Annotated in this window: 12 protein-coding genes; 2 read left to right on the top strand and 10 right to left on the bottom strand. The window is 61.1% G+C overall.

Annotated features, from left to right (window positions below):
- Nucleotides 1-4: 4 nt before the first annotated feature.
- Nucleotides 5-889: a queuosine precursor transporter gene (locus PFZ56_RS30035; protein WP_170001481.1), complete on the bottom strand. Its 885-nt coding sequence runs from the start codon at nt 887-889 to the stop codon at nt 5-7.
- Nucleotides 876-1,478, bottom strand: coding sequence for a helix-turn-helix transcriptional regulator (locus PFZ56_RS30030; protein WP_110596366.1), 603 nt, complete (start codon nt 1,476-1,478; stop codon nt 876-878). Before PFZ56_RS30030 ends, PFZ56_RS30035 begins: the two co-directional genes overlap by 14 nt.
- A gap of 532 nt (nt 1,479-2,010) precedes the next feature.
- Between PFZ56_RS30030 and glyA the strand changes: the two genes are divergently transcribed.
- The gene (gene glyA, locus PFZ56_RS30025; RefSeq protein WP_170001480.1) at nt 2,011-3,366 is read left to right on the top strand and encodes a serine hydroxymethyltransferase; all 1,356 of its coding nucleotides are present in this window, start codon (nt 2,011-2,013) and stop codon (nt 3,364-3,366) included.
- Nucleotides 3,367-3,466: 100 nt separating this feature from the next.
- Here glyA and PFZ56_RS30020 read toward each other — a convergent pair whose 3' ends face one another.
- The 8 genes from PFZ56_RS30020 to PFZ56_RS29985 form a co-directional block, all read right to left on the bottom strand.
- Nucleotides 3,467-4,168: a hypothetical protein gene (locus PFZ56_RS30020; RefSeq protein ID WP_047305989.1), complete on the bottom strand. Its 702-nt coding sequence runs from the start codon at nt 4,166-4,168 to the stop codon at nt 3,467-3,469.
- A gap of 166 nt (nt 4,169-4,334) precedes the next feature.
- A complete protein-coding gene (locus PFZ56_RS30015) occupies nt 4,335-5,261 on the bottom strand; it encodes a GTP-binding protein (protein WP_110596369.1) in 927 nt (308 codons plus the stop codon).
- The gene (locus PFZ56_RS30010) at nt 5,261-7,006 is read right to left on the bottom strand and encodes an amidohydrolase (RefSeq protein ID WP_103740483.1); all 1,746 of its coding nucleotides are present in this window, start codon (nt 7,004-7,006) and stop codon (nt 5,261-5,263) included. Before PFZ56_RS30010 ends, PFZ56_RS30015 begins: the two co-directional genes overlap by 1 nt.
- A 109-nt stretch (nt 7,007-7,115) precedes the next feature.
- Nucleotides 7,116-8,297 carry a pyridoxal phosphate-dependent aminotransferase gene (locus tag PFZ56_RS30005; protein ID WP_110652255.1) on the bottom strand — a complete coding sequence of 394 codons (1,182 nt, stop codon included), beginning with the start codon at nt 8,295-8,297 and terminating at the stop codon, nt 7,116-7,118.
- A 43-nt stretch (nt 8,298-8,340) separates the two neighbouring features.
- On the bottom strand, nt 8,341-9,045 hold the full coding sequence (locus PFZ56_RS30000) for an ABC transporter permease (RefSeq protein WP_102860356.1): 705 nt from the start codon (nt 9,043-9,045) through the stop codon (nt 8,341-8,343).
- Nucleotides 9,046-9,054: 9 nt separating this feature from the next.
- Nucleotides 9,055-9,768, bottom strand: coding sequence for an ABC transporter permease (locus PFZ56_RS29995; protein WP_170001479.1), 714 nt, complete (start codon nt 9,766-9,768; stop codon nt 9,055-9,057).
- Nucleotides 9,769-9,819: 51 nt separating this feature from the next.
- Nucleotides 9,820-10,593 (bottom strand): transporter substrate-binding domain-containing protein, encoded by a 774-nt coding sequence (locus PFZ56_RS29990; protein WP_170001478.1) that lies wholly within the window; start codon nt 10,591-10,593, stop codon nt 9,820-9,822.
- A 49-nt stretch (nt 10,594-10,642) separates the two neighbouring features.
- Nucleotides 10,643-11,437: an ABC transporter ATP-binding protein gene (locus tag PFZ56_RS29985; RefSeq protein ID WP_102860358.1), complete on the bottom strand. Its 795-nt coding sequence runs from the start codon at nt 11,435-11,437 to the stop codon at nt 10,643-10,645.
- A gap of 225 nt (nt 11,438-11,662) precedes the next feature.
- On the opposite strand from PFZ56_RS29985, the gene PFZ56_RS29980 reads away from it, so the two are divergent.
- The gene (locus PFZ56_RS29980) at nt 11,663-12,583 is read left to right on the top strand and encodes a LysR substrate-binding domain-containing protein (RefSeq protein ID WP_170001477.1); all 921 of its coding nucleotides are present in this window, start codon (nt 11,663-11,665) and stop codon (nt 12,581-12,583) included.
- Nucleotide 12,584 lies beyond the last annotated feature (1 nt).

Here is a 12,584-nt window from a genome sequence, read left to right as displayed (position 1 = left end):
ATGTCTATTTTCCTCTCTGGCTATCTGTGACGTATCTCTTGAATAGTGATCGCGCACCATAGGCAGGTAGAATGTTGAAAAAAGCAAAGCATACTTTGATCGCGATCTGGACATAAATCATGCTCAGAATATCGTTGTTCTGCATTGCTCCATAAAAAGCAATGAAGCAGAACAGGAAGCTGTCGATGATTACTGCAAACAAGGTGCTCAGGAATATACGCAGGAAGAGGAATCTAGAGTTTGTCAGTTCCTTTATCTTGCATAGTAAGTATGAGTTTACGTTTTCCGAAACAAGGAAAGAAACAGAGGAAGCAATCAATACGGAGGTCACCTGAATGATGACGTCGTTATAAGGTTTGTCGAGTTTCCAGTCGGGCAGTCCAGGGAGAAAAGTCGAAGCATAAAGGAGGATGATGATCATTGCGTTGCTTGCAAAAGCAAAGAAAATGGCTTTTCTTGCAAGTCTGAGTCCGAAGTTTTCGTTTAGCAGGTCAACGATCAAAAATGTCAGGGGATAAAGAAAGGTGCCGGGAGTGATGATGATATTGAGCGACTCCAGATAAATTGGCTTTGTCGCAGCAATACTGGTGAAAATATAGAATGTAAAGAGTAGTAGGTTCAGGATGATATAAATCATCCATGAGTTTTCGTGGCGGTCATTCAGGTCGTAGGCAGTAAGTGCTCCTCCTTGGGAATAGAATTTTTTATACAGGTTTCTGATTTCCATTTTGTTCAGATTGTCCATTATTTCACTGTTCAATACTTCGTTCAGCTTTATTCTGATGACCTTGCCTGTGGCGATAATCATAATCACGGCTAGATTCTTATTGTTTTCAAAGCCTAGTAATTTATATTTGCTGTTCTCGATTTCACTTTCAAATGCTGTCATTGAATCGCTCCTCGATGATGTCTCCCACGATGCACATATCATCTGAGCTGGAGTACGGAGTGTTTACGATGAACAGTTTCTTTGTCAGCCTGTCGTAAACGAGTTTTTCCTTGTCGTCTGTCGATGACCCTTTTTGCACGATCAAGAGGTCGCCAGGTTCATTCATGTCACGTATTTCATTCTCAAGCAGTACCGCTATCAAGTTGTGAGATGTGCCGAAATAATAGGTCAGCGGATAAAGCGTGGCTAGTTCGCCGATGCGTCTATCGAGATTGGCGATCAGCAGACTTTCCTTGATGATTGGCACAGCGGCGGGATTCATGTTGCCTTGAGGTGAGATGCTGCTTTCGATGATCTCCTTTTCTTCAAAGTCGATGGTTTCTATTTCTTCGTAGGAAACACCGAAGAAGTCGGAAATCTTTCGAATGGTGGATTGCTGTACATTAGTAACCTTACCTTCCAGTATGTTGTATATGGTCGTTCTGGTCAGGCCACTAGCGTTGCACAAAGATAATTGCGTTTCGCCGCGACTTTTTATCAAGTATTTGATATTGCTCTTCAAATACTCTGTTCTTTCTCTTCTGTGCATCAAATGCTCACCATTTCCTTATAGTCGTCAGGCATCGAGACGTTTATAGAAGTTATGCCGTATATGGCTCTCGGCATGTGTTATGCCAAGCGCTGGGCTACTGCAGCGAAAGTGGGCAGGTTAGTTTTTGATATTTACCAATTCGCTACTACTCCTTTAGTCAGCTTGCATCCGTCCTGGGTTGCTCTGCTGTTGGTATGTGGGGCGATCAAATCGTGGGAGAAATCACGATTCGTAAGGGCGCCGCGGTGGGTAAGTGTTACATGCGTCAGTCCGGGGAATAAAGCCCCAAAAAACCGTGGCCTGGCTCCTCGTTGCTGGGTATTGAGCAAAAGTACAGGGCTGATGTTTTTATCTGGGCAGAAAAGCAGCATTTAATTTGGAAAATGTTTAATTCTTTGATTAATTTTGTTGCGCCTTATAGAGTCTGACGTCGAGGCTTGGATAAGCCCGATGCAGGCAAACGAACGTGATATCCAGGAAGCGTGCTGTCGTTCGTGGCGCGCAACATACAAGGAAGGGACACATAAGAATGGCAGCTGACACTGAACCACTCAGGACCCAGGCCGACCTGCTGCGACGTGGCTTGGCCGATCTGCGCGCTGAAGACACGGAGCTGGCAAGCATCCTGGACGCGGAAGTCACGCGCCAACACCGCACACTGTCTTTGGTTTCATCTTCCTGCGCGGCCGGCCCCCGGAGCTTGGCGGCATCAGCCTCGGCGCTGGTCAACGTCACGGTCGAGGGCGCTCCCGGCCGGCGTCATTATAGTGGGTGTGAGAACGTTGATCGGGTTGAGGCTCTGGCGATCCGACGCGCTCGGGAGCTGTTCTCTGCCCAATACGCCTGCGTGCAATCACACTCGGCCTCGAATGCCATTTACCAGGTGCTGACGGCGCTGGCCGAGCCGGGGGATACGATCCTGGGCATGGCCCTCGAACAGGGTGGGCACCTTGCACATGGCCGAGTGGAAGCCTTCACGGAGGCCAACTACAAGGCTATTCGCTACGGCACCACATCCCAGGGGGAGATCGATTACGCAGAAGTGCGCCAACTGGCGATGGCCCATCGTCCGCGGATCATCATTTGCGGGGCGACGGCCCATTCTCGGGTCGTGGACTTTCAGCGCTTTCGTGCCATTGCCGATGAGGCCGGTGCCATCGTGCTTGCCGATATTTCCCATATCGCCGGGCTGGTGGCCACAGGGCGCCATCCGAGCCCGATCGATGCCGCGCACGTCACAATCACCTGCACCCACAAGCAGCTCGCCGGCCCGCGTGGAGGTCTGATTCTTTCCGGTCGTGATGCAGACACCAAAGTGCCTGGCCTGAGGTCGAGTTTTCGCCGGGTTCTCGAACAAGCGGTTTCCCCCGGTATGCAAGGCGCTCCTGCCGTCAACGTGATTGCCGCCAAGGCGGCCGCGCTGGGTTATGCGATGTCCCCGCCGTTTGATGCCTACATGGGGCGGATTCGCGCCACGGCTGATGAAATGGCCTGCGCGTTCATGGCGCGGGACTACGAGGTTGTGGGAGGAGGGACGGAAAATCACACGATCCTGCTGCGCTTGCGTGGCGGCATCAGCGGCTCCATCGCCGAATCGGCGCTGGAGAAGTGTGGAATCATCGTCAGCAAAAAACGCGGTCCGAGGGAAAACCGATCATCATTTGCCGCCAATGGCTTGTGTATCGGCACCGGCTCCATCGCCCAGCGCTACGTGGACGCCCAAGGGTGTCGCCAGATCGTCGACCTGGTGTGCCGGATACTCGATCAGGTGCAGCCCCACGGCGAGCAGAAATACACCCTGGAGCCCGTATTGCAGGAGCAGTTCCGGCAACAGACCGAAGCGTTGTGCGCGATGTACCCGATCCGTGAGTACGGGGATCGCTGAAAACAAAAAGCCCCGACTTCACACGCAAGTACGGGGCTTTTTCTCGGCGCTCAGGTCGGGCTGATGCCTTCGCGAGCAAGCTCGCTCCTACAGGGCCAGGTTACAGCTGTTGTTGCGCGCTGTAGCCTTCGAATGCGGTCTGTTGCTGGATCGCGGTGATGATGTTCTTGCGGGTCGCTTGCTGCTCGTTGCCGTTCTTGTCGAGGAACATTTCGCTTTCCAGCTCTGCCTCATCGCCTTCGCCGACAAAGCTGAAACCGAGGAATTCGAAGGCTTCACGGTCGACGTTGGCCTTGGAGCGCGGGCGCATCGGCAGGGTGACGCTGATGCCGTCCTTGCTGATGGCGAACACTTCCATTTCCTTCTTCGGCCGCGCCTTGCTCTTGCCACCGCTGGGGTTGCTGATGGCCTGGTGCGTCTGGTTCAGCACTTTCAGGGCTAGGCCGTAGACCAGTTCCTGGAAGTCCGGGTCGTCCTTGTAGCTGGAGAGAATCCGGCTGATGGGGAATTTCTTGCTCAGGTCTTCCAGGGCGGCCAGGTCGGCGGCCTCGGCGTCTTTGAGTTGCTTGAGCTGGCCCATGAGTTCATAGGCGGTGTCGTCGTCAAAGCGGTCGTGGGCCTGGCGAATCGCTGCACGCAGTTCGCGAATCTGGTCACTTTCTTTCGAGCTGTGGAAGGCGTCGAGCACCATCTCGCTGATGGTCTTGGCCTGGGACACGTGCTGGGAAAGATGAATGGCGTTTTCGTATTCGGCCTTGTTGGACAGGGCGATCACGGATTCTTCGGTGTTGGAATCAGGCATTGAACATCCACTACTTGGTTTAACAGGTTTGAGGCGCGAAAGGCCCGGGGGGGCATTTTCGGGGGCGCCTAATCTATTGGACCCGGACACTATTGTCACGGACCAAGCGACGGCCCGGCAGCCGCGCCTCATCAGACCGGACGCCTCGCCACAGATTCCCTGTCGTTCAAAGCACTTGTGTATCGCTGACCCCAGCCTCCAGTTCCTGACGCAGATCGCTGCCCCGGCGGGCGATGAACACCAACTGCGCGGCATGCTCGGTGGGCTGCCCTGTGGCCAGGGTGAACTGACTGCGGTTGCCCACATGCTGCAACCAGTAGGGTTGTTCATTGCCTTCCAGGCGCACCAGGCCCTTGAGGCGCAGCAGGTCGGCGGGCAGGTGCGCCAGCCAGTCGCGCAGGGCCTTGGGCTGCAGCGGTCGCGAGCTTTTCCACACCCAGCTTTCGAACAATTCGTCGTGGGCCTGGGGCAGGGCTTTGAACAACACTTCGGTGGAGCGCACCGGCGGCGTCAGCAGCAACTCCGCCGGCAGCTCGGCTTGCACCGTATCGAACACCGGGGCACGGTGGCCGAGGCTGGCGCGAATGCTCTGCAACTGCTCGGCGCTCACCAAGTCGGCCTTGTTCAGCAGCACCCAGTCGGCGCAGGCCACCTGGGCCCGGGACAGCCGGGCCATTTCCCCTTCCAGGTCCTGGTAGCCGCTGGCATCCACCAGGGTGATCACCGCGTCCAGGTGCAGGCGGTTGCGCAATTGCGGGTAGCCGATGGTCTGCACGATACGCTGCGGGTCGGAGACGCCGCTGCACTCGATGACGATTCGCTCCAGGGCCGGGCGCAGCTTGGACAGGCTCACCAGTTGCGCCAGCAGGTCCTCTTGCACGGTGCAGCAGATGCAGCCGTTCTGCAGGCTGTACACCGCGTCGGTGACCTCGGCGATGATCGCCGCATCGATGTTCAGCTCGCCGAAATCATTGACGATCACCGCCAGCCGGCCGCTGTCGGCGCGCTGCACCATGCGGTTGAGCAGGGTGGTCTTGCCGGCGCCGAGAAAGCCTGCAACCACGGTGACCGGAATGCTCGGGGTGCTGTTCATTATTCCTTGCCCTCGATCACCGGCGGCAGGCCTTCCCACACTGCCTGCAACGGCGTGTCGCTGAAGATGCCCTGGCGGTCGTAGACCAGTTGCCCTTCGACGAAGGTCAGTTGCACCTGGGTGTGGTGGATGTAGTTGCGCGCGTCCTGGGCGAACAGGTTGCGGTCAAGGACGATCAGGTCCGCCGACTTGCCAGCCTCCAGGCTGCCGGTCAGGTGTTCCAGGCCCATGGCGTGGGCGCCGTTGAGGGTCGCCACTTGCAGGGCCTGCTCCAGGCTGATGGGGTCGCCGAAGGTGTCGGGTTCCTGGTTCCACGGGTTCTGCCGGGTGACCATGGTTTCCAGGGCCAGCCACGGGTCGATGGACGCCACCGGCCAGTCGGTGCCGAACACCGCGATGCCGCCGGCCGCCAGCACACCCTTGAAGTCATAGATGCGCTTGAGGCGCTCCTGGCCGTAGCCGGAACGCGCACCGCTGGCGAATGGCGTCGGGTACCAGGCCGCCGGGGAGAACTCGGCAATCACGTCCAGGCTCTGGAAGCGCTTGAGGTTGCCTGGGTGCAGCAGGGTGCTGTGGGCGCATTGGTGACGGATGCCGCTGTTGCCGTTGCGCCGCCGGGCTTCGGCCACGGCGTCGAGGAACACGTCGGAAGCGCCGTCGCCGGTGCAGTGGGCGATCACCCGCAGGCCGCGCTTGTCCATGTCCACCACCATGTCGGTGATGTGTTCCGGGGTCAGGTTGAGCTTGCCGCGCCAGCTCGACTCTTCCGGCCAGGGGGTCAGCAGGTAGGACGACTTGGGCTCCACGGTGCCGTCGAAATGGAACTTCACCGCGTTGGCATTCAGGCGGGCGCTGCGATAGAAATGCCGCTCGCCGCTGAGCAGCTCCCAGCGCCGACGCACCGGGAAGATATCGTCCTGCCAGCTGATGGCCGCCTCCACCCGCAGGGTCAGCTCACCGGCATCGTCCAGTTCCTTGAGGGCTTGCAGGCGGTTCTCGCAGACGTGCACGTACTTGGTGGCGGTGACCCCGCGAGAGGTCTGGAAGTGCACGCCATCACGGTAGGCGCGGCGCAGTACCGACACCGGAGTCGGCGGCATGGCGGCGTGGATCAGGGCGTAGGCGCCGTCGATCAGCAGGCCATTGGGTTCGCCGGTCAGTTCATCGCGCTCCAGGTAGCCGTTGCGCGGGTCGCTGGTGTGGCGGTCGATACCGGCCAGTTCCAGGGCTTTGGAGTTGACCATCATGGTGCCCCACATGCGGTCCAGCAGGGCCACCGGACGGTCCGGCATGACGCTGTCGAGCCACTCGCGGCCCGGGGTCAGGCCGGCTTCGCGGAAGGTGTAGCGCACCCAGTACTGGCCGTAGATCCAGCCATCGCCTGGGTGGCTGTCGGCGTAGGCGTGGATCGCCGCGGCCAGTTGCTCGGGAGTCGGGTCTTCGATGCCCACGTCCAGGTCATCGGCGTAGCGCGGGGCCAGGGCCAGGTCCGGGTGGGTGTGCATGTCGTGCAGGCCGGGCATGCAGAAGGCCCCATCCAGATCGTGTTGACGGGTGTTGGGCCCGATCAGCGAAGCCAGGGAGGCGAGGCTGCCCACCGCGATCAGCTTGCCCTGGCGGATCGCTACGGCATCGGCCCAGGGCTGGGCCGGATCGAGGGTGTACATCCGGCCGTTGTGCAGCACCAGTTCGGCGTATTGATCGACGGCGCTATGGGTGGAGTTGAATTGGTCGGAAGCGGTCACGGGGTCAACCTCTCAAGCAGGGGGGCCCTTCAAAGGTGGGCAAAAAAGTAAGGCGCAGCAGTGTTCTTGTCAGAGGTACGAGGGCCGCGGGGCGGCCCGGGTCATGCATTCAGCGTTGTGCGCCCAGGGTTTCGACAAAGCCGGCGATGCGCTGGCAGGCGTCCTTGAGCACGTCGTCGGCGACGGTGAAGGAGATCCGCACGAAGCCCTCGGCACTGGCGCCGAAGGCCTGGGCGTCGAGCACCGAGACCCCGGTGGCGCGGAACAGCTGCCAGGCGAAATCCATGCTCGACAGCCCGGTACGACGCACGTCCACCAGCATGAACATCCCGGCCTCGGGCTCGCGGCAATCGAGCAGTTGCACCGGCTTGAGGCCGGCCACCACCAGATCGCGGCGCCGGCGATAGACCTCGCGAGCGCTGCCGATCACTTCTTCATCCAGCTCCAGGGCCTTGAGCGCGGCTTCCTGGATAAACCCGGGCAGGCCGTAGAGCATGCACAGCAGCAGGTTGTCCAGGTGCCCGACCAAGGCCGGTGGGGCGATCACCCAGCCCACGCGCCAGCCGGTCATGGCGTGGGTTTTCGACAGGCTGTTGAGGATCACGGTGCGTTCGGCCATGCCTGGCATTGAGGCGATGCTCAGGTGTTCGCGGTCATAGGTCAGTTGCCCGTAGACCTCGTCGGAGATCACCCACAGGTCATGCTTGCGCGCCACCTCGGCCACGGCTTCCAGCTCCTCGCGGCTGTAGACGTTGCCGGTGGGGTTGCACGGCGTGGCCAGGGCGATGCCCCGGGTCTTGTCGGTCAGCGCGGCTTCCAGCGCGGCGGCGGTCAGGCGGAAGCCGTTGGCCGCCGGCTGCTGGACGCAGGCGATCTGCGCCCCGGAGGCATGCACGCACGCCTCGTAGGTCAGGTACATGGGCTCGGGCACCAGCACTTCGTCGCCACTGCCGAACAGGCACAGGCAGGTGGCGAACAGACCGTTCTGTGCACCGGCCACCAGGGCCACGTTATCGGCACTGACATCGATGCCCAGCAGGCGCCGCTGCTTGGCGGCAATCGCCTCGCGCAGGGCCGGGCGGCCGAGGACATGGGTGTAATGGGTGTCGCCTTGCTCCAGGGCGGCGCTGGCGGCGGCGCTGATGCGCGCATCGGTGGCGAAGTCCGGATCACCGACGCTCAGGACGATGACGTCCTCGCCGCGCCCCCGGGCCTCGATGGCTGCGTAGTGAATATCCCAGGCGCTGACGGATTCGCCGCTGATGCGCTGAACGAAAGGTGAGTAACGCATGTTGTTCTCCTCACGGGCTTGGTTGCCCGTGCAATCAATGGGTTCAGGCCTGACGCTGGGGGGCCCGGTTTCGTTCGGGGTTGCCCAGGCGTGCGCACAGATGCTCAATGGCGAAGGCCAGGATGATGTAGATCAGCGCCACCGCCAGCAGTGGCTCGTAGACCTTCAGGGTTTGGGCGCGCACCAGGTTGGCGGCGCCGAGCAAATCAGTGACCGCCACGGTGGACGCCAGCGCAGTGGCCTTGAGCAGCAGCACGCATTCGCCCACCAGGGTCGGGCGCACCAGCTCCAGGGCCCGGGGCAGCCACACCCGGCGCAGGGTCAGCCAGTAACCCATGCCGTAGGCGCGGGCCGCTTCCAGTTCGCCCCGAGGCACGGCCCGCAGGCCACCGCGCAGCACTTCACCGACATAGGCGCCGACACTCAGGGTCAGGGCCAGGGCCACGTACCAGAAGCCTTCACGCAGGTAGGGCCAGAGAAAGCTGCCGCGAATCGGCGGGTAGGCGGCGAACAGGCTGCCGACCCCGTAATAGAGGATGTAGATCTGCACCAGCAGCGGCGTACCACGGAACACGCTGATATAGAACTGCATCGGTGCGCGAATCAGAGGGTTGCGCGACGCCCGGCCCAGGCCCACCACCACCGCCAGGGCAAAGCCGCAGATTCCGCTCAGCAGCAGGAGCTTGAGGGTGATGCCCAGGCCGCGCAGCAGTTCTGTGGAAAAACCGTTGATCCAGGAAAAGTCCATCCGAGTCTCCTAGTGCTGGGGCAGCCAGCGGTTGGTGCGACGTTCGAGCACACGGAACAGGCTGCCGGACACCAGGGTGATGACGAAGTAGAAAGCCGCGACCGCGAGGTAGAACACCAGGTAGTGCTTGGTGGAACCGGCCGCCTGTTTGCCTACTGAAAGCAGTTCGCTGTAGCCGACGATGCTGATCAGCGCGCTGTCCTTGACCAGTACCAGCCACAGGTTCGACAGCCCGGCCATGGCGTAGGGCAGCATGCTCGGCAGCAGGATGCGCCGCACCAGCAGCCAGCGCTCGATGCCGTAGGCCCGCGCCGCTTCGATCTGGCCGTGGGGAATGGCCTGGATCGCGCCGCGGATGATCTCCGCCGAATAGGCGCCCTGGACAATCCCCAGTACCAGTACCGCCGCGATAAAGCCGTTAACCGTGACACTCGGCCGGTCCATGGCGGCCATGGCCATGTTCAACAGGTCAGTGCCGGCGTAGTAGAGGAGCAGAATCAGCAGCAGCTCAGGCATGGCCCGGTACAGGGTGGTGTAGGCGTTGGCCAGCTTCACCAGCCAGCGCGGGCCCTTGAGCTTGATCATCGCCACCAGCAGGCCGATGCCCAGGCCGAGGACGAAGGCCCCAGCGGAAATCTGCAGGGACACCAGCGCGCCCTGGGCCAGGGCGCCGAGCCAGCCGTCGGCGACGAACAGTTGGGAAAGGTCGGACAGAGAAATCATGACGTATCCAGTCAACGCCGGCGGCCCGCGCAAACGGGCGCGCCGGACGGCTTAGTTGGCAGAAATGTCGACGCTGAAGTAGCGGCTGCGGATCTTGTCGTAGGTGCCGTCGGCCTTGAGCGCGGCCAGGGCGGTGTTGATCCGTTGCTGCAGGGCGCTGTCACCCTTGCGCAGGCCGACGCCGATGCCGGAACCGAACAGCGGGTCTTTCGGCGCCAGGCCCTTGTCCGCGAGGCCGGCACCGGCCGCAGTCTTGAGGATCGGCTCGATGGTCAGGGCGTCGGCCAACATCACGTCGATGCGCCCGCTCTGCAGGTCGGCGATCATGTCGTCCTGGGTGGTGTAGTAGCGCAGGGTCGAGGTCTTGCCGTAGTAGGTCTTGGCGAAGGTGGCGTTGGAGGTCGAACCCTGCACGCCGATCAGCTTGCCCTTGAGGCCTTCGGGGGTGGTCGCAAGCTCCAGGCTCTGGTCGGCGACCCACATGGCTGGGGTCTGGTAGTAGGGCGCGGAGAAATCGATGACCTTCTCGCGCTCCTCGGTGATGCTCAGGGAATTGAGGATGGCGTCGATCTGGCTCGATTGCAGGGCCGGAATCAGCCCGTCCCAGGCCACTTCCTTGAGCGGGCACTGGGCCTGCATGCGCTCGCACAGCGCCTGGATCAGCTCCGGCTCGAAGCCGCTCCAGTTGCCGTTGCCGCTTTTCATCGAGAACGGCGGGTAGGGTTCCAGGGCGATGCCGAAGACGATCTTGTCGGCGGCCACGGCGTGGCTGGCCAATGCACTGAACAGGCAACCGGTGGCAAGCACCTTGAGCAGGTTTTTCATGGCTTTACCCTTTATCGAAGTTGTTGTTTTCAAGGATTGAAGCGGGACGTCAGACGCGGTTTTCCTGAGCCATGACGAATTGCCGGCAGCGTTCGCTGACCGGGTTGAGGAACACTTGTTGCGGCGGGCCTTCCTCTTCCACCAGCCCCTGGTGGAGGAACATCACCTTGCTCGACACATCCCGGGCAAAGGCCATCTCGTGGGTCACCAGGATCATGGTGCGGCCTTCCTCGGCGATGCCCTGGATGACCTTGAGCACTTCGCCCACCAGTTCCGGGTCCAGGGCCGAGGTCGGTTCGTCCATCAACAGCACCTGGGGGCGCATGGCCAGGGCCCGGGCGATGGCCACACGCTGCTGCTGGCCACCGGACAGAAAGGACGGGAAGGTGTCACGTTTGTTGGCCAGGCCGACTTTTTCCAGCAGGTGCTCGGCGTGGGCGATGGCATCCTTGCGATCTTCACCGAGGACATACACCGGCGCCTCGATAACGTTTTCCAGCACGGTGCGATGGGGCCACAGGTTGAAGCTCTGGAACACCATGCTCAGTTGGGTGCGCAGGCGTGCCACCTGGGCCGGGTCGGCGACCTGGGGGTTGCCGGCGCGATCGGTCTTGATGCGCACCTCTTCGCCATTGATGCGCAAGCTGCCGCTGCAGGGAATTTCCAACAGGTTGATGCAGCGCAGCAGGGTGCTTTTGCCCGAGCCGCTGGAGCCGATCAGCGAGACCACTTCACCTTCATTGGCGCGCAGGGCGATGCCCTTGAGCACGTGGTGATCGGCGTAGCTCTTGTGCAGATCATCGATCGCCACCACGGGATTGACGGAGTTGGGCTGCGATTGCAAGGGTCGACCCTCTTGTTATTGTGCGATGGCCGGGCAGTACCCGGCACAGGGTAGGGCTGGAGAATTAGCCATCGATGGCCTGGGGTCAATCGAGCTTTTTTAGCCGGACCCGGTAATTTTTTTCAGCAATGGACGGTTTTTCCGGCGACGGACAAGGCTATTGCCGGACCACGTTTGCAGCTATGGTGCTGCCACTCGTTTTTTTGCAGTCGAGGCCTGATCGGTATGCGTTATCCCTCCATGACCGCCCTGCGCGCGCTGGACGCGGTGGCCCGCCTGGGCAGTGTCGCCGAAGCCGCCAATGAGCTGAACCTGACCCCCAGTGCCATCAGCCACCAGATCAAGAGCCTGGAGCAGACCCTGGGGTTTGCGCTGACCGAGCGCCAGGGCCGCAGCATTCGCATCACCTATCAGGGCGAGCGCTACGCTCGGGACATTCACCTGCTTTTGGCCAATATCCTCGAGGCCGGGCAGCGTTCCGATGGCCAGCAGGTCAGTGGCCGGCTGTGCATCAGCAGCCCGCCGGGGTTCGCCACCTACTGGCTGTGCACCCATATCGCCGAGTTCCAGGCGCTGTATCCCCAGGTGGAACTGCAGTTGGTGTCACCCCGCACTCCGGGCGACACCAGCGACAGCAGCGTCGATCTGTTCGTCGCCTACGGCATGGGTGACTGGCCCAACCAGCATGTACAGAAGATCGTTTCCCTGCGTTACTTCCCGGTGTGCAGCCCGAGCCTGGTGAATGCCATGGGCGGCCTGAAAACCCTCGACGGGCTCGATCACGCCTTGCTCCTGCACATGATCGACTACTCCGATTGGCGGGTCTGGCTGGCGGCGGCCGGGGCGCCGAATGTCGATGTACGCCGGGGCATCATCTTCGCCGACGCGCACTTCGTGCAGTCGGCCTGCATCGCCGGCCAGGGCATCGCCATGGGCGACAACCTGATCAGCGGCGAGGCCCTGGCTCGGGGGCAACTGGTGCAGCCCTTCGGCACCGAGATCGAATCCAACCGCGGTTACTACCTGGTGGCCGATCTGCTCAAGGCCGAGCGTCCGGTGGTGCTGGCCTTCAGCGAATGGGTCAAGTCCCAGTTGCAGGGCATCACTCGCTTGCACCCGGAGCCGCGCCGCAACGGCAAAGCGTGAA

It is taken from the genome of Pseudomonas danubii, from assembly GCF_042980055.1.
Taxonomy (GTDB): domain Bacteria; phylum Pseudomonadota; class Gammaproteobacteria; order Pseudomonadales; family Pseudomonadaceae; genus Aquipseudomonas; species Aquipseudomonas danubii.
Note: the sequence above shows the minus strand (reverse complement) of the source record. Positions and strands in the feature narration are given on the sequence as shown.